The organism is Mangrovihabitans endophyticus (genome assembly GCF_014646155.1).
GTDB lineage: Bacteria > Actinomycetota > Actinomycetes > Mycobacteriales > Micromonosporaceae > Actinoplanes > Actinoplanes endophyticus.
In genome coordinates, this window is record NZ_BMMX01000042.1 from 31327 (window position 1) to 48471 (window position 17145).

The window sequence follows — 17145 nt, forward strand, 5'->3', positions numbered from 1 at the left end:
TGGGAGCACCCGCGCATGAGCGCACCACACGGAAAACCCGCCAGCCCGTTCCGGCAGCCCCGGGCCGTCTGGGCGGTCGCCTTCGCCTGCGTCATCTCGTTCATGGGCATCGGCCTGGTCGATCCGATCCTGCCCGCGCTCGCCAGCAGCCTGCACGCCTCACCCAGCCAGGTGTCGCTGCTGTTCACCAGCTATCTGGTGGTGACCGCCGTGGCCATGCTCGTGGTGGGCTGGGTGTCCAGCCGCTTCGGCGCCAAGCGGACACTGGTGATCGGGCTGAGCATCATCGTGGTGTTCGCGGCACTCGCCGGCGCCTCCGGCTCGATCGGCGGGATCGTCGGCTTCCGCGCCGGGTGGGGGCTGGGCAACGCGCTGTTCATCGCCACCAGCCTGGCCGTCATCGTGGCGTCCGCCAGCGGCGGGTTCGCCGGCGCGATCATCCTGTACGAGACCGCCCTCGGCCTGGGCATCGCGGTCGGTCCGCTGCTCGGCGGCGAACTGGGCAGCATCAGTTGGCGCGGCCCGTTCTTCGGCGTCGCGGTGCTGATGGCGATCGCCCTCGTCGCGACCATCGTGTTCGTCCCGGCGCTGCCCCGGCCCGCCCACCGCACCTCGCTGTCCGCGCCGCTCAAGGCGTTGCGCCACCGCGGCCTGCTGACCATGGGCATCATGGCGCTGCTCTACAACTGGGGCTTCTTCACCATGCTCGGCTACGCGCCGTACCCGATGGAGCTGGACGCGCACCGCCTCGGGCTGGTGTTCACCGGGTGGGGCTTGCTGGTGGCGCTCTTCAGCGTGTTCTTCGCGCCCCGCCTGCAGTCCCGGTTCGGCACCGCGCCGGTGCTCTACGTCAATCTGGTCGGCCTGGCCGTGGTGATGGCGGTCATCGCGGCCGGCGTGCACACCCCGGCGGCGGTGATCGTCGCGGTGATTGTCAGTGGCGCCTTCATCGGCATCAACAACACGCTCACCACCCAGGCGGTGATGCTGGTGTCGCCGGTCGAGCGGCCGGTCGCCTCGTCCGCGTACGGCTTCGTGCGCTTCATCGGTGGCGGCCTCGCGCCGTACGTGGCCGGAAAGATCGCCGACGCGACCGACCTGAGCATCCCGTTCTATCTCGGCGGGGTGACGTTCCTGCTCGCGGTGGTGGTGCTCGCGAGCGGGCACCGGCTGATCGCGGCGGCCGAGGCGCAGCCGCAGGAGCAACCAGCGGCGCGGGTGGAACCGATCGGCGCCACCGCCGAGCGGCCGGTCCTGGTGGCGGTGGGGGCGCACGACGGCGCGGCGGCGACCGTCGACGCGGCGGCCGGCCTCGCCCGCGACCGCGGTGCGACCCTGGAGATCGTCCGGATTCGCGAAACGCGGGTGATCGAGGAACTGGCCATTGACCCCGAGGATGAACAGGATGCGCTGGCGGCGGTGTCCGCGCACGTGGACCGGATGGCGGCCGGTGGCGTAGCGGCCACCGGCGCGGTGCTGATCAGCGTCGGTGACCATGCGGCGGCGGGTCGCGCCCTGGCCCAGTACGCGAGCCAGGTGGGTGCACGGATGGTCGCGGTGGGCCGCTCGCCGCGCGGACCGCTGGTGCAGTTCGCCGACGGCGGCTTCACCGCGGCACTGACGCACGCCGCGAAGGTTCCGGTGCTGCTGATCGAGCCGGATCGGGAGCCGTACGAGCTGAGCACGGCCGCCCTGGTCGACCTGCGCAACGGCACAGCCTGACCCCCGCCCCGCCCCGCCCCACCCCCACCCCGGCCCGCCCGCGCCCCGGCCCCGCCCGCCGGCACGTCCGGCCCCCGCCCGCCGGCACGTCCGCACGTCGGCACGTCGGCACGTCGGCACGTCCGCACGTCCGCACGTCCGCGCGTCGGCCGATCTTGAGCCTTCCGCGCCCGACTGCGCGTGGGCCGAGTAGTGGGCGCGGACGTAGGCACGTGCTATACCCGACTTGTCTGACCACGAGACCAAGATCGCCGCAGCGTTGCCGACGATCTTGAACTTTCCGGTGGCGGTTTAGCCGGTTATATGCGACATGGTGGACCCGCAACTTCAAGATCGCCGCGGGCGGCGGGGCGCGGGCGGCGGGGCGCGGGGCGCGGGCGGCGGGCGGCGGGGCGCGGGCGGGGGGGGCGGGGCGGGGCGGGGCGGGCGTTACGCGGCTGACGGCAACTCCGCGCTCGCCGCGAAGTCCGGCTGCGCCGCCGGGCGACCGAAGTAGTATCCCTGGGCCAGCCGATATCCCAGCCGGTGCAACTCGGCTGCCTGTTCCGCCGTCTCCACGCCTTCCGCCACGGCGTCCAGCCCGAGCCCGTTGCTCACCTGGATCAGCGCGGTCGCGATCACCGCGTGCCGCCCCGCCATGCTGATGTTGTCGACGAACGACTTGTCCACCTTCAGGATGTTCACCGGCAGGGTCTGCAACAGGGTCAGCGAGGAGTGTCCGGTGCCGAAGTCGTCCAGCGCGATTTTCACGCCCAGCTCGTACAGGGCCTTCACCGCGCGCAACGCCTGACCGCCGCCGAAGACCGCGGTCTCGGTCACCTCGATGGTCAGCTTGTCCGCGCCCAACCCGGTCCATGCGAGCACGTTCGCGACCAGCTCCGGGAAGCCGGGCTCGGCTAGCTGACGCGCGGACACGTTCACCCCGATCCGGCGCGGCGCCGCCGGGCCGAGTTCGTCTCGCCAGATCGCGGCCTGGGCGCAGGCCGCCTTCAGGATCCACGCCCCGAGTTCGACGATCAGGCCGTTCTGTTCGGCGACCGGGATGAACTCGGCCGGGCTGACGGGTCCGCGCACCGGATGTTCCCAGCGGACCAGCGTCTCCACCGCGACGGTCCGCCCGCTGGGCAACTCCACGATCGGCTGGTACACCAGCCGGAACTGGCCGGTGTCCAGCGCCTGGCGCATCTCCGCGCCCATCCGGGCCTGTTCCCCGGCGGCCACGTCCATGCCGCGCGTGTAGCGTCGGCGGCGGCCTTCGCCCAGCGATTTGGCGACGTACATGGCGACGTCGGCCCGCCGGATCACCTCGTGCGGATCATCGGTCTCATCGCAGGTGGCGGTCCCGAAGCTGGCGTTGATCAGCAGTTCGTGCCCGTCGGCCACGACCGGGCGGCGCAGCGCCTGGGTGAGCCGCTCCACGATGCCGTCCATGGCACCGGCGGTGGTGTCCGGGACGAGCACCGCGAACTCGTCGCCGCCCATCCGCGCGGCGACGTCGCCGGGACGCAGCGTCTGCGCCATGCGGTGGCCCACCTCGGCCAGCAGCCGGTCACCGACGGTGTGCCCGAAGCGGTCGTTGACCGCCTTGAAGCCGCTGAGGTCGAGCATCGCCACCTGCGGCTGCCCTTCCTGCATGCTTTCGGTGAGCCTTTGTTCGAACCGGCGGCGGTTGGCCAGGCCGGTCAGGTCGTCGCGCATCGCCATGTCTTCGAGTTGCGTGGCCTGCGCGCGCACCTGGTCCACGAATCCGGCGAGTCGCGCCAGAACCAGCAGGAACAGCAGGATGGAGCCGATGCTGATGGCCAGCCAGTCGATGTCCTGCGGACGCCGGAAGCCTTCCAGCAGCAGTACGCCCGGCACCAGCAGGGAGGTGACCGCGAGCAGCAGGAGGCGGCCACGGCCGAGGGACGCCCCGCGTGTCGCCGGCGACCGGTGCGCCGACGGGTGCGCGGCCGCGCCGGCGTAGCAGAGGTAGGCGAACAGGTAGCCGCCGAAGACCCACTGGGACAGGGTCGCGGCGTCGGCCGGCATCACGGTGAAGGCCACGTTGCCGAGCAGGACCGCGATGCTGCCCATGGTGAGCAGCCACACGCTGGGCGTCCGCCGCCCGGACCGCAGCAGCAGCGGCAGCACCACCGCGCACAGCAGCACCCCGCAGGTCGGGTAGGCGACGACGAGGAACCGGGCCAGCGGCGGCATCGCGGCGTTCTCGGCGACCGGGCCGATCACGAAGATCCAATACACGATGCCGAGGCCGGTGGCGATGACCGCGGTGTCCAGCGCGCCGAACGAGTCACGCGCCTCGCGGGTGCGCGTCAGCCGGAACAGGGCCACCACCATGAACGGGTACGCGCTCAGGTAACACGCGTTCACCAGGTATTCGACCGCCGGGTTGCCGGGCGCGAAGGCGTTCCCGGCGAAGGCGAGGTCGCCCGCCACCCACAGGGACAGGCCCACCGCGAACAGGTTCCACGAACGGGCGGACGCGGACCGGTAGCGGCGCACCGCGGTCAGCGTCAGGATCACGGCGACCAGGCCGGTGGCGGCGGAGAGCAGCGCGGCGCCGCCGGTTGACGGGATGGCCACGTAGGTCACGCAGGCCACCAGCCCCAGCGCCGGCCAGACCGGCCATCTCCGCTCCGCGAGTCTCCTCAGCACACGCTGCCATTCGGCAGCGGACCGGGCTACTTGAGCGGACCCGACAGCCACCGGCCGGGCGCGACCAGCTTGTTCGCCCGGCCCGGCCCCCACGACCCGGGCGCGTAGGTGGCCAGCCGGGGCGGGTTGTCCAGCACCGGACGCACGGCCCGCCAGGCTGCGGACAGCCCGTCCGGCCGGGTGAACAACGACCGGTCGCCCACCAGCACGTCGTGGATGAGCCGCACGTACGGGTCGAGCGGTTCCGCCTCGGGCAACGTGGTGAGCGGCAGCGTGACCGCGGCCGGGTCCAGGTCCAGCCCGGCGCCGGGCTTCTTGGCCAGCAACGACAGCGCGATGCCGCCGGCCCCGGACAGGTCGAAGCTCAGCACGTTCGCCTCGGCCGGCAACCTGCCGAACGGGCCGTGCCCGGCACGCAGCACGATGCTGACCCGCTGCTGCGACCGCGCCATCCGTTTGCCGGTACGCAGCAGGAACGGCACGCCCCGCCAGCGCGGGTTGTCGATCCACAGCTTGGCCGCGACGTACGTGTCGGTGCGCGAGCGGGACCGTACGCCTTCGGTGTCGCGGTAGCCGGTGAACTGTCCGAGCACCACCTCGGCGGGGTCCAGCGGCCGGAATGATCGTATGACCTTTTCCCGGGCGGCCTGCAGATCCGCGGCGGACAGGCTCTCCGGCGGTTCCATGGCGATCTCCGCGGCCACCTGGAACAGGTGCGTGACGAGCATGTCCAGCGTCGCACCGGTGGCGTCGTAGAAGCCTGCCCGGTCGGCGATGCCCAGCGTCTCCGGCACGTCGATCTGCACGCTTTCGATGTGTTCCCGGTTCCACATGGCGGCGAAGATCTCGTTGGCGAACCGCAGCACGTGCAGGTCCTGGGTCGCCTCCTTGCCGAGGAAGTGGTCGATCCGGTACACCTGCGACTCGTCCAGCACGGCGCGTACGGTCCGGTTGAGCGAGCGGAACCCGTCCGGGGAGGTGCCGAACGGCTTCTCGTAGACGACGCGGGCGTCCTGCGCCAGGTCGTGCTCACCGAGCGCCCGGGTGATCTCCGGGAATGCCACCGGTGGCACGGCCAGATAGTGCACGAGTTGGGCGTTGCGGCCGACGCGGGTGCGCGCGTGCTCGATCACGTCGAGCAGGCTTCCGGGGTCCTGGGTCTGAAATCCGCCACCGGCGAAGTAGAGGCGGTCGGCGAAGCGTTTCCACTCCTCGCCGCCCGGCCGGCCCAGGACGTCGTGCACGTGACCGCGGAAGTCCTCATGCGAGACGTCGCCGCGGCCGTTACCCACCAGCACCCAGTCGTCCGGCAGCAGGCCGCGGCCGGCCAGGGTCCAGAAGGCCGGCAGAACCATCCGCCGGGCGAGGTCGCCGGTGGCGCCGAAGAGCACGAACACGGTGGGTCCGGGAGTGTCCATGCCGATGGTGTATCCGGTCCGCGGCGATCCAACCGTCGACGGGCCTGTGATGCGCGACCATCGCCGCGCGCGCCGGACGACCCGCGCGGAGAAACCGACTGCCTGTGCGGGGAAACGGACGGCCTGTGCGGAGAAACCGTGCGCTGTGGGCGAACAAGACCCGCACGGGCGGCAGAACCGGCCCTGGCGCGGCTAGCTTCGGTGCCATGAGCGCGAACGCCCGGAGCACCTGGAGCAGCCGGTACATCATCCCGTCCTTCGTCGAGCGCACGTCCTACGGCACCCAGACCACCGACCCGTACACGAAGATGTTCTCCGACCGGATCATCTTCCTCGGTGTGCAGGTCGACGACACCTCGGCCAATGACGTGATGGCGCAGTTGCTCACGCTGGAGGGGCTCGACCCGGACCGGGACATCACGATGTACATCAATTCGCCCGGCGGCTCATACTCCGCGATGACCGCGATCTACGACACCATGCAGTACGTGCGGCCCGACGTGGTCACGGTCTGCCTGGGTCAGGCGGCCTCGGCAGCGGCGATCCTGCTGGCCGGCGGCACCCGGGGCAAGCGCATGGCGCTGCCCAACTCGCGGATCCTGATCCACCAGCCGGCGCTCAGCGGCGCGGTCCAGGGTCAGGGCAGCGACTTGGAGATCCAGGCGCGGGAGATCCTGCGGATGCGCCGCCAGATGGAGGAGCTGCTCGCCGAGCGGACCGGCCAGCCGTTCGAGCGGGTCACCAAGGACATCGACCGGGACAAGATCATGACGGCCGCGGAGGCGCGCGAGTACGGCATCGTCGACGTCGTGCTGGCCACCCGGAAGAAGAGCCTCGCCGGGGTGGGCTGAGGGCCGACGCTCTCATCGAACTCACACCCGGCTCTGGTGTCATGGCAGGGCTATGTGTGCTGCCCGGATCCTGGTGGTCGACGACCAGCCCAACATCGTCGACATGCTGGCCACGGTGCTGACGTTTCACGGCTTCACGGTCGACACGGCGGGCACCGCGGCCGAGGCGGTCACGCTCGCCGCCGAGCGCTCCCCGGACCTGGTGCTGCTCGACGTCATGTTGCCCGACGGCGACGGCATGGAGGTCTGCCGCCGGCTGCGCGCCGACGGCGCGGAGCTGGGCGTCATCTTCCTCACCGCCCGCGACGCCCGCACCGATCAGGTCACCGGTCTCGCGTACGGCGGGGACGACTACATCACCAAGCCCTTCGACGTGGAGGTGCTGCTGGCCCGGGTGCGCGCGGTGCTGCGACGGGTTCCGGTCGACGCCCCACCGGCCGGGCGGGCGGTGCTGCGGTACGCGGATCTGGAACTCGACCAGGACAGCCTGCTGGTGCGGCGCGCCGGGCAGCGGGTCACGCTGTCCCCCACCGAACTGCGGCTGCTGCAGTATTTCCTGCTCAACCCGGGACGTGTGCTGTCCCGGGCGCAGATCATGGCGGCCGTGTGGGAGTACGACCCGGCCACCGGCTCGAACGTGGTCGACACGTACGTCGGGTATCTGCGCCGCAAGCTGGACCGGTTCGGCGCGCCGCTGATCGTGACCCATCGCGGCTTCGGGTACGCCCTGCGCGCGGGCGAGACCTCGTGACGCGACCCGGTGCCGCGTACCGCTTCTCGCTGCGGTCCTCGCTGATCGCCGGGGTCCTCGCCCTGACCGCGGCGGCGCTGCTGCTGGTCAGCATCACGGGTGCGGTGGTGCTGCGGGCGTTCCTGGTGCACCAAGTGGACGAGCAGTTGACCGCGGGCGCCGCGGTAGCCGCGCAGTCGCCGGAGGCCCTGCAGGCCACGCGGCAGTCCGACCGGAGGTTGCGCACGTACGTGTCGGTGACCGAATACCTGATCGAGGTCCGGGATCCGAGCGGGCGCACCTACCGGTTCGACAGCAGTTCGCCGCTGCCCCGCCACCCGCTGCTGGACCAGGACGCCGCGGCGGACGGCCGGCCCCGCACGGTCACCTCCTCCGGCGCCGAGTATCGGGTGATCAGCATCGCGGTAGGGCCGGACGTGGTGCTCATCGGCATGCCGCTGGCGCCGATCCGCGACGCGGTGACCCGGCTGCTGCTCGCCGCGGCGGTCACCTCGGTCACCGTGCTGGCCCTGCTCGGCCTGCTGGGCCGGCTGTTGGTGGTGCGGCGCCTGCGCCCGTTGGACGAGATCGCGGCAGCCGCCACCGCGCTGGCCGACGGTGACCTGGAACGGCGGGTGCCGGTCCCGACCGGGCCGGGCGCCGCGCGCACCGAGGTGGGCCGCCTGACCGTGGCGATCAACGGCATGCTGGCCCGGATCCAGGGCGCGCTGGCGGCTCGGGCGCGCTCCGAGAGCCGGATGCGGGAGTTCGTCGCGGATGCCTCGCACGAGCTGCGTACCCCGGTCACGTCGATCAAGGGATATCTGCAGCTTGTCCGATCCGGGGTGGTCGACTTGCGCGCACGGCCGGACGTCCTGCGCCGGCTGGAGCAGGAGTCGGAGCGCATGGGCGCGCTGGTCACCGACTTGCTGTACCTCGCCCGGCTGGACGCCGGGCCGGCGCCGCGCACCACCCGGGTGGACCTGGCCGCGCTGATCCGCGACGCGGTGGCCGACGCGCGGGCGGTCGAGCCGGACCGGCCGATCGGCACCGACCTGCCGGCCTCCCGGACCGTCGACGGGGATCCGGACGCGTTGCGCCAGGTGCTGGCCAATCTGCTCGGCAACGTGCGCTCGCACACGCCGCCGGGCACCCCGGCACACGTCGCGCTGACCGGATCCGGCGGCGCGGTGCGGGTGACGGTGACCGACGAGGGGCCGGGCCTGAACCCGCATCAGGCTCGGCATGCGTTCGACCGGTTCTGGCGCGCGGACGGTTCCCGCTCGGCGACCGGGGGAGCCGGGCTGGGGCTGGCGATCGTCGCCGAGGCGGTGCGCGCGCACGGCGGCACGGCCGGAATCGAGCCGGGGCCGGGCGCGACGGTGTGGTTCACGATCCCGGCGGCGGGCGCGTTCTCATCGAACTCTCACACGGCTCACGCGGGACTGGCAAACATCGGTGGTGGCCTTGACGCGAATGTGCACGCCTTCGGGAAAGGACCCTCCGTGGCTACCCTTCTGCACCGTCTCGGTCGCACCGCGTACCGACACCGGATCGCGACGACGCTGGTCTGGCTGGTGCTGCTGATCGCCGCCGGGGCCGGCGCTCTCACCCTCTCCGGCGACACGGTGTCGTCCTTCAAGATCCCCGGGCAGGAGTCGACCACCGCGCTGAACCTGATCGACGAACGGTTCGGCGAGGCGGCCGGCGGCGCCTCCGCTCAGGTGGTGACCGGCGCTCCGGTGGACACGGCGCGGCTGGGCCGGTTGTCGAAGCGGCTCGGCACGCTGCCCGGCGTGGTGTCCGTCACGGGTCCGGTGGTGTCGCCGGACAAGCAGGCGGCATACCTCACGGTGACCTACGGCGTACGGGCCGCCGAGCTCAGCGACGCCCAGCGCGACCGGCTCGCCGACGTGGCGCAGCAGGCGGGTGCCGAGGTCACCGGCGAGGCGACCAGGGCGGGCGCGCCCGGCACGGGTCACGTCGGCGAGGTGATCGGCGTGGTGGCCGCGCTCGTGGTGCTGACGCTGACCTACGGAACGCTGGTGGCGGCCGGGATGAACCTGCTCACCGCGATCGTCGGCGTGGCGCTCGGCTCGCTGGGCATCACCACCCTGACCGGCTTCGTCGACTTGCAGTCGACCACACCCATCCTCGCGGTGATGCTCGGTCTGGCCGTGGGCATCGACTACGCGCTGTTCATCTTCACCCGCTTCCGGCACGAGCTGCGCGACGGCCACCCGGTGCCGGAGGCGATCGCCACCGCGGTCGCGACGGCGGGGTCCGCCGTGGTCACCGCCGGCATCACGGTGATGATCGCGCTGGCCGGCCTGGCCGTCGCGGGCATCCCGTTCCTCACCGAGATGGGCCTGGCCGCGGCCGGCACGGTGGTCGTCGCGGTGCTGGTGGCGATCACCCTGGTCCCGGCGGTGCTCGGCTTCATCGGCGTCCGCGCGCTGCCCCGCCGTCAGCGTGGCGGCGCCGCACCCGCGGACGGGCGGGGCTTCTTCCGCGGCTGGGCGGCCGTTGTCACCCGGCAACGCTGGACGAGCCTGCTTGCCGCGACCGTGGCGCTGGCGACCGTCGCGCTGCCGGTGTTCGTCATGCGTACGTCGCTGAACCAGCCGCCGGTGCCGGGCAGCACCCAGGAGCGCGCCGCGGAGGTCCTGGACGCCCACTTCGGGCCCGGCCAGTCCGGTCCGCTGCTGATCCTGGTCGACGGCGCGGGCGCGGCCCCGCGCGCGGCTCAGGTGGCCCGGCAGGCGGCCGCGTTGCCGGACGTCGCCCGGGTCGCCCCGCCGCGCACCAACCCGGACTCCTCGGCCGCCCTGATCACCGTGCTGCCGTCCTCGGCGCCGGACAGCCAGGCCACCGTCGACCTGGTGCATGCGCTGCGGGATGCGGTGGGCGGGCAGGCCGGACCGGAGGTGTATGTCACCGGAACCACGGCGGTCAGCGTGGACGTGTCGCAGACGCTCAACGACGCCCTGCCGGTCTACCTGGTGCTGGTGGTCGGGCTGGCGCTGCTCCTGCTGGTGCTGGTGTTCCGGTCGGTGCTGGTGCCGGTCGTCGGCGTGCTCGGCTTCCTGTTGACGATCGGCGCGGCGCTCGGCGCGACCACCGCGGTGTTCCAGTGGGGGTGGCTGTCCGGCCTGGTCGGCGGCGGGGCCACCGGCCCGCTGATGAGCCTCGCGCCGATCATCGTGGTCGGCATCCTGTTCGGGCTGGCGATGGACTATCAGGTGTTCCTGGTGTCCCGCATGCATGAAGCGCACGCCCACGGCGCGGTCGGCAAGGACGCGATCGTCACCGGTTTCCGGCAGGCCGCACCGGTGGTGGTGGCCGCCGCGTCCATCATGTTCGCGGTGTTCGCGGGCTTCGTGCCGCAGGGCGAGCAGACCGTGAAGCCGATCGCGTTCGCCCTCGCCACGGGCATCTTCTTCGACGCCTTCGTGGTCCGGATGGTGATCATGCCGGCGGCGCTGGCGCTGCTCGGGCGGGCCGCGTGGTGGCTGCCCGCCTGGCTGCGCTGGCTGCCGACGATGGACGTCGAGGGCGCCGCGCTGGAACGCAAGGATCATCCGGAGCCGGAATTGACCACCGTCTGAGTCGTCGGCGTGGCCTCCTCCGTTGTGCCCCTTGGCGCGGCGGAGGCGCACCTCCTAGCATCGTGCGGTGCTTGTCGAGCGGGCCGCCGCGGCCCAGCGGGTCCTGGCGTGTGGCGCGGTCGCGCTGGTGATGGCGGGAGCCGGTTGCGCCTCTCATGATCCGGTGGAGGTGGGCGACTTCGTGGCCGCGCCGGCCTCCGGAGCGGCGAGCGTCGCGCCCGCCACGGTCGGCGCGACGGCTACCGCCTCCGTCGCCGCTTCGCCCGCACCGTCGCGGTCCGCGCGGGGCACGCCCGCCACGTCGGCGCCGCCCGTCCCCGGCGACGCCGACGGCGGGGCCGGTGTCCCGTCGCAGGCGAAGGCCGAGGACACCAGCGACCCGGACCACGTGGTGGGCACCGGCACGGCGGCCAGTTGCACGTCGGCCGCCGTGGTCGAGGCGGTGGCCGCGGGCGGCGTGATCACCTTCGACTGCGGACCGCGACCGGTCACCATCCGGATGGCCGCCACCGTGAAGATCAAAAATGGCAACGGGCCGCGCATCGTGCTCGACGGCGGCGGCACGGTGACCCTGGACGGTGGCGGCAAGCGCCGCATCCTCTACATGAACACCTGCGACCCGGCCCAGGGCTGGACCACCGCGCACTGCCAGGACCAGGACCATCCCCGGCTGACCGTGCAGAACATCACGTTCGCGCATGGCGACAGCACCGGCGAGACCGCCGAGGGCGGCGGCGGGGGCGCCATTTTCGCCCGTGGCGGACGCATCAAGATCATCAACTCGCGCTTCACCGGCAATCGCTGCGACCGCACCGGCCCCGACCTGGGTGGGGGCGCGGTGCGCGTGCTGAGCCAGTCACGCGGCCTGCCGGTATACGTGGTGCGCAGCACCTTCACCGGTGGCCGCTGCTCCAACGGCGGCGCCCTGAGCAGCATCGGCGTCTCGTGGACGGTGCTCAACAGCGTCTTCCGCGACAACCGGGCGATCGGCACCGGCGCCAACCCGGCGCGCGGCGGCACACCCGGCGGCGGCAGCGGCGGGGCGATCTATCTGGACGGCAACCGCTTCGCGCTGACCCTGGACGGCACCACCATCGAGGACAACCGTGCCAAGGAGGGCGGCGGCGCGGTGTTCTTCGTCAGCAACGACCGCACCGGCACCATGGCGCTCCGGCGCTCCGTCCTACGGCACAACCCCAGTCAGGGCTTCGAGACCCCGGGCCTGCCGGGGATCTTCTTCCTGGGCGCCCGCGACCCGTCGACCAGCGGATCCACGCTCCGTAAATAGATCATTCCGGGCAGATAGGTCAGTCCGAGTCGGCCGGGGGCTCGCCCAGCCCGGCGCGCTCGTCGCGGTCCGCCCACTCCAGCAGCGTCTCCAAGCCGTGCGCGGCGTCGTCGATGCCCGCATGCAGGTCGCCCAGCTCGGCGAAGCGCGCCGGCACCGACGCGATGGTGAAGTCGCCGGGCTCGGCGTCCGCGATCTCGTCCCATCCGACCGGCGTGGACACGGTCGCCTCCGGCACGCCGCGCACCGAATAGGCGCTGGCGATGGTGTGATCGCGGGCGTTCTGGTTGTAGTCGACGAACAGTGCGGCCGGGTCGCGGTCCTTGCGCCACCACGTCGTGGTCACCTCGCTGGGCGCACGCCGCTCCACCTCGCGGGCGAAGGCCAACGCCGCCCGGCGCACCTGCGCGAACCCCCATCGCGGGGCGATCCGCACATAGACGTGCAGCCCCCGGCCGCCGGACGTCTTCGGGTACCCCACGATGCCCAATTCGTCGAGCACCTCGCGGGCCACCCCGGCCACCCGGCGCACCCGCGCGTACGGGCAGTCGGGCATCGGATCCAGGTCGATGCGCCACTCGTCGGGTTTCTCCGTGTCGGCCCTGCGGGAGTTCCATGGGTGGAACTCGACGGTGGACATCTGCACCGCCCAGATCACGTCGGCCAGTTCCGTGACGCACAGCTCGTCGGCGTGCCGCTGGTATCGCGGGAAGGTGACCCGGACGGTGTGCAGCCACGGCGGGGCGCCGTGCGGCACCCGCTTCTGATGCACCTTGTCACCGGCCAGGCCGTCCGGGAACCGGTGCAGCATGCAGGGCCGGTCCCGCAACGCCCGCACGATGCCCTCGCCCACCGAGAGGTAATACCGGACCAGGTCGATCTTGGTGGTGCCGAGCGCCGGGAAATAAACCCTATCCGGGTTCGAGACCCGAACGGTACGCTCCCCCACCTCGATCTCCACCGAAGGAGACTTACTGGCTGCGGCCATGCGATCAACCTAACCGCTGAACGCCTCGCGGTGGTGCGGTCAGGGCACGGGGCGGTGCCGGCCGGGCTGAAGCAAGCGCTCGCCTGCTGTTGATCGGCTTGCCGATATCGACGACATTGGGGACGGGCCGTTCCATCCCCGACGAGAGCGAGCCGTGTATGAGCGTTGCGACGCGGACCGACGAGGAGCACGACGGCGCTCAGCCCGGACCACCGTCCCGCCCGCGCGGACGCATCGTTCGCCGCGGGCTCAGCCTCACCGGGGTCACCGTGGCGGTGATCTTCTTCTGCCTCTCCCAGACCCCGTCCCTGCTGCCGCGGGCCTGGTTCCTGCAGGGCGTGGTCAGCGGCATCACCGCCGCCATGGGGTACGGCTTGGGCGTGGCGGCCGGCTGGCGCCTGATCCGCGGACGGGCGGTGCGGATCGGCTGGTATCTGCTGACCATCGCCGGTCCGCCGGCCATCGGGATCTTCGTCATCCTGGGCACCCGGTGGCAACGCGACCTGCGTCGGCGGCTGGGCATGGAGACGCTCGACAGCGCCTACACCTTCCGCATGCTGCTGATCAGCTTCGTGGCGTTCGGCGTGCTGCTGCTGGCCGCGCGCGCGTTGCGCCTGGCGGTGCGCTGCCTGGCGCTGGTGCTGTCCCGGTTCACACCCGAGCCGGTGGCCTACAGCGCCGGGTTCGTGGTCGTCGCACTGCTGTCCGTCATGGCGATGGACAGCCTGGTGGTCGGCAACATGTTCGCCGAGGCGGACCGCCGGGCGTCGCTGACCAACGACGGCACCGACGCCGACGTCGTTCCGCCGGTGTCCGGCCTGCGTTCCGGCGGTCCCGACTCCCTGGTGCCCTGGAGCACGCTGGGCCGGCAGGGCCGCGACTTCGTCGGCAAGGGTCCGACGCGGCGCCAGCTAACCCGGTTCGCCGGACGGCCCGCGGCGGAGCCGATCCGGGTGTACACCGGGCTGGCGTCGGCCGGTTCCGTCACCTCGCGCGCCGATCTGGCGGTGCGGGAGATGGACCGCACCGGGGCCTTCAACCGCGCGGTGGTGGCGGTGTTCATCCCGACCGGCACGGGATGGGTGGACGGCGCGGTCACCAATTCCCTGGAATACATGTACGCCGGGGACACCGCACTGGTTTCCATGCAGTACTCGTACCTGCCGAGCTGGATCTCCTTCCTCACCGACCGGTCCAAAGTCGCGGAGGCGGCGTCGGCGCTGATCGGGGCGGTGCACGAGCGGTGGGCACGGATGCCGGCGGACCAGCGTCCCCAGTTGCTGGTCTTCGGCGAGTCGCTGGGATCCCTGGGCGTGGAGCGGGCCTTCGGCTCGGCGCAGTCGATGGCCGACGGCGCGGACGGCGTGCTGCTGGAGGGGCCGACCTTCGCCAACCCGGTTCACCAGCGGTTGATCGCCACGCGCGACCGCGGATCCCCGGTGTGGAGCCCGGTGCACAGCAGCGGCCCACCGGTGCGGTTCGCCGCGCGCCCCGCGACGCTGCGCCGCCGGGCGGGCCCGCAGCCCGGCGTGGTCTACATGCAGAACCCCACCGATCCGATCGTGTGGTGGAGTCCGTCGCTGCTGTACCGCTCACCGGCGTGGCTGCACGACCCGCGCGGTCCGGACGTGTCGCCGGACATGCACTGGTATCCCGGCATCACGTTCTGGCAGACCACCGTCGACCTGCTGTTCTCCCGGCAAGCGCCGGCCGGGCGCGGACACCAGTATCAGTCCGGCACGGTCGACGCCTGGGCGGCCCTGGCGCCACCGCCCGGCTGGACGGTGCGGGACACCCTGCGCCTGCGCGGCCTGCTCGACCGCTGACCGCCCGCTGCGGCGACCGGCCTCGCGCCGGGCGGATCAGCCCGGCTCGTTGAGCCCGGTCTCGTTGAGATAGGCCAGCACCGCTAGCACCCGGCGGTTGTCGTCCTCCGACGGCGGCAGGCCGAGCTTGGCGAAGATGTTGTTGATGTGCTTGTCGACCGCCTTGCCGGTGACGAACAGCTTCCCGGCGATGGCGGCGTTGGACCGGCCCTCGGCCATCGCGCCGAGCACCTCGCGCTCCCGCGGGGTCAGCACCGTCAGCCGCTCGCGGCGGTTGAGCAGCCGCGCCACCACCTCGGGGTCCATCGCGGTGCCGCCCGCGGCGACCCGCCGCACCGCGTCGACGAACTGCCCGACGTTGCTGACCCGGTCCTTGAGCAGATAGCCGACACCGCCCGACGCGTCGCTCAGCAGCTCCCGCGCGTACAGCGGCTCGACGTGCTGGGACAGCACCAGGACGGGAAGGCCGGGGATCTCGGCGCGGGCGGCGATCGCGGCCTGCAGGCCCTCGTCGGTGAACGTGGGCGGCAGGCGCACGTCGACCACCGCGACATCCGGCCGCTGGCTGATCAGGGCCGGGAGCAGCCCCGGCCCATTGTCGACGGTCTCCACCACCTCGAACTCGAACGCCTCCAGCAAACGTGTCAGCCCGTCCCGGAGGAGGGCGAGGTCTTCGGCGATGACAACGCGCACGGCATCTCCATGGTCACGACGGTCGGTCCGCCCCGCGGACTGGACAGCGTCATCGTGCCATCGAAAACGGCGAGCCTGCGCGTGATGCCCCGCAGCCCGGTGCCACGGTCCGGATCGGCTCCCCCGCGACCGTCGTCACCCACCACCACGGTCAGCATGCCCGCGGCGTGTCGCATCACCACCCATGCGCGTCTCGCGCCGCTGTGCCGACTCATGTTGGCCAGCGCCTCCGCGACCGCGAAGTAGGCCGCCGACTCCACCGGCGTCTCGGCCCGGCCGGCCAGGTCGCTGTCCACTGTGGTGGGCACCGGCAGGTGCAGGGCCAGCGCCCGCACCGCACCGTCCAGGCCACGCTCGGCCAGCACCGGAGGATGGATGCCGCGCACCAGGTGACGCAACTCCACCAGCGCGGTGGTGCTGGACTCGCGGGCCTCGGCAAGCAGCTTCCGGGCGGCAGCCGGGTCCCGCTCCACCACCTCCTCGGCCAATCCGATGGCCATGCCGAGGCTGACCAGTCGCGCCTGGGCCCCGTCGTGCAGGTCACGCTCGATCCGGCGCAGCTCGGCCGCTTGCGCGTCCACGCTGTCCGCGCGGGTGACGGTCAGCTCGGTGACCCGCAAGCGCAGCTCGGCCGCTCGGGTAGGAGCCAGGAAGAGCCGGGCGAAACGCGCGTTGAGCCATTGCAGCCAGGGCGCCGCGAACAGCCCGGCGGCCAGGATCAGCGCGCCTTGCGGAAACGACAGCAGCCCCTCCCCGACGCTGTGCAGCGGCCAGTAGATGCCGTAGCCGTACCATCCGGTGCCCAGATAGAGCCACAGCGGGAGCAGGATGATCCCCTGCACCCCGTACGCGCAGAGGCCCAGCGACAGCACGCCGAACACGATCCCGCTGATCGCGCCGGGCAGCAGCCACGCCACATCGCGCCACGTCGCCGGGTCGGCGAGCAGCCAGCGGTACCGCTTCCAACCGCCGGGCACGGCACCCGTGGGTGCCGGCGCGTACGGCCGGGTGATCGGCACGTTCCAGCGGGCGGCGAGCCGACGTTCCAGGTCGGCGCGGGCACGCACCAGCACCATGACGACCTGGGTCATCGGCACCCCGACCAGCGGCACCGGCCCGAGCAGCAACGCGACCAGAAACAGCACGAGCAGCGGCAGGTTCAGCACACCCAGCGGAATCGCCAGCAGGCCGAGCAGCACCGCCCGTACGCCGTACCGCAGCCACTCGCGCGTCTCCATGGCCTCATTGTGGCCGCCGGAGCACACCCCAGTCGGTAGGGCTAGCCCCAATGCCGCGTAGTTAGGGTGCTGGGCTGCTGGTCGACCCTAGGGTGATCGTGATGGTTGCTTTGTGGTTGGTTCGG

Annotated in this window: 10 protein-coding genes and 3 pseudogenes; 8 read left to right on the forward strand and 5 right to left on the reverse strand. The window is 72.1% G+C overall.

Features of this window, described 5'->3' with window-relative positions; all coding sequences use genetic code 11:
- The first annotated feature begins 15 nt into the window (after positions 1-15).
- Entirely contained in the window at positions 16-1722 is a 1707-nt protein-coding gene (locus tag IEY73_RS27815; RefSeq protein ID WP_189082291.1) for an MFS transporter, read from the forward strand.
- A gap of 429 nt (positions 1723-2151) precedes the next feature.
- Here IEY73_RS27815 and IEY73_RS27820 read toward each other — a convergent pair whose 3' ends face one another.
- A complete protein-coding gene (locus tag IEY73_RS27820) occupies positions 2152-4317 on the reverse strand; it encodes a putative bifunctional diguanylate cyclase/phosphodiesterase (protein WP_229716218.1) in 2166 nt (721 codons plus the stop codon).
- An 89-nt stretch (positions 4318-4406) separates the two neighbouring features.
- A complete protein-coding gene (locus IEY73_RS27825) occupies positions 4407-5798 on the reverse strand; it encodes a glucose-6-phosphate dehydrogenase (RefSeq protein ID WP_189082292.1) in 1392 nt (463 codons plus the stop codon).
- Between the two features lie 206 nt (positions 5799-6004).
- Here IEY73_RS27825 and IEY73_RS27830 point away from each other — a divergent pair, with 206 nt between their 5' ends.
- From IEY73_RS27830 to IEY73_RS27845, 6 genes and pseudogenes are all read left to right on the forward strand, one after another.
- Entirely contained in the window at positions 6005-6649 is a 645-nt protein-coding gene (locus tag IEY73_RS27830; RefSeq protein ID WP_189082293.1) for an ATP-dependent Clp protease proteolytic subunit, read from the forward strand.
- A gap of 52 nt (positions 6650-6701) precedes the next feature.
- Positions 6702-7400, forward strand: coding sequence for a response regulator transcription factor (locus IEY73_RS27835; protein WP_189082294.1), 699 nt, complete (start codon positions 6702-6704; stop codon positions 7398-7400).
- Between the two features lie 431 nt (positions 7401-7831).
- Positions 7832-8323 (forward strand): annotated as a pseudogene (locus IEY73_RS34445) (histidine kinase dimerization/phospho-acceptor domain-containing protein); the annotation flags it as partial.
- A 147-nt stretch (positions 8324-8470) separates the two neighbouring features.
- Positions 8471-8770, forward strand: a pseudogene (locus IEY73_RS34450) (sensor histidine kinase); the annotation flags it as partial.
- A gap of 372 nt (positions 8771-9142) precedes the next feature.
- Positions 9143-10987 (forward strand): annotated as a pseudogene (locus IEY73_RS34455) (MMPL family transporter); the annotation flags it as partial.
- A gap of 130 nt (positions 10988-11117) precedes the next feature.
- On the forward strand, positions 11118-12275 hold the full coding sequence (locus IEY73_RS27845) for a hypothetical protein (RefSeq protein WP_189082305.1): 1158 nt from the start codon (positions 11118-11120) through the stop codon (positions 12273-12275).
- A 19-nt stretch (positions 12276-12294) separates the two neighbouring features.
- On the opposite strand, the gene ligD is transcribed toward IEY73_RS27845, so the two are convergent.
- Positions 12295-13263, reverse strand: a complete 969-nt coding sequence (gene ligD, locus IEY73_RS27850) for a non-homologous end-joining DNA ligase (RefSeq protein ID WP_189082296.1) — start codon at positions 13261-13263, stop codon at positions 12295-12297.
- A 158-nt stretch (positions 13264-13421) separates the two neighbouring features.
- On the opposite strand from ligD, the gene IEY73_RS27855 reads away from it, so the two are divergent.
- A complete protein-coding gene (locus tag IEY73_RS27855; protein WP_189082297.1) occupies positions 13422-15089 on the forward strand; it encodes an alpha/beta hydrolase in 1668 nt (555 codons plus the stop codon).
- 36 nt (positions 15090-15125) lie between these two features.
- Here the strand turns inward: IEY73_RS27855 and IEY73_RS27860 are convergent, their stop codons facing one another.
- The gene (locus IEY73_RS27860; protein WP_189082298.1) at positions 15126-15782 is read right to left on the reverse strand and encodes a LuxR C-terminal-related transcriptional regulator; all 657 of its coding nucleotides are present in this window, start codon (positions 15780-15782) and stop codon (positions 15126-15128) included.
- Positions 15734-17020: a sensor histidine kinase gene (locus IEY73_RS27865; RefSeq protein WP_189082299.1), complete on the reverse strand. Its 1287-nt coding sequence runs from the start codon at positions 17018-17020 to the stop codon at positions 15734-15736. Before IEY73_RS27865 ends, IEY73_RS27860 begins: the two co-directional genes overlap by 49 nt.
- Positions 17021-17145: the final 125 nt, after the last annotated feature.

Coding starts and splice junctions, on each gene's coding strand:
- IEY73_RS27815 (WP_189082291.1), top strand. CDS start 16: ATGAGCGCACCACACGGAAAACCCGCCAGCCCGTTCCGGCAGCCCCGG.
- IEY73_RS27825 (WP_189082292.1), bottom strand. CDS start 5,798: ATGGACACTCCCGGACCCACCGTGTTCGTGCTCTTCGGCGCCACCGGC.
- IEY73_RS27830 (WP_189082293.1), top strand. CDS start 6,005: ATGAGCGCGAACGCCCGGAGCACCTGGAGCAGCCGGTACATCATCCCG.
- IEY73_RS27835 (WP_189082294.1), top strand. CDS start 6,702: ATGTGTGCTGCCCGGATCCTGGTGGTCGACGACCAGCCCAACATCGTC.
- IEY73_RS27845 (WP_189082305.1), top strand. CDS start 11,118: ATGGCGGGAGCCGGTTGCGCCTCTCATGATCCGGTGGAGGTGGGCGAC.
- ligD (WP_189082296.1), bottom strand. CDS start 13,263: ATGGCCGCAGCCAGTAAGTCTCCTTCGGTGGAGATCGAGGTGGGGGAG.
- IEY73_RS27855 (WP_189082297.1), top strand. CDS start 13,422: ATGAGCGTTGCGACGCGGACCGACGAGGAGCACGACGGCGCTCAGCCC.
- IEY73_RS27865 (WP_189082299.1), bottom strand. CDS start 17,020: ATGGAGACGCGCGAGTGGCTGCGGTACGGCGTACGGGCGGTGCTGCTC.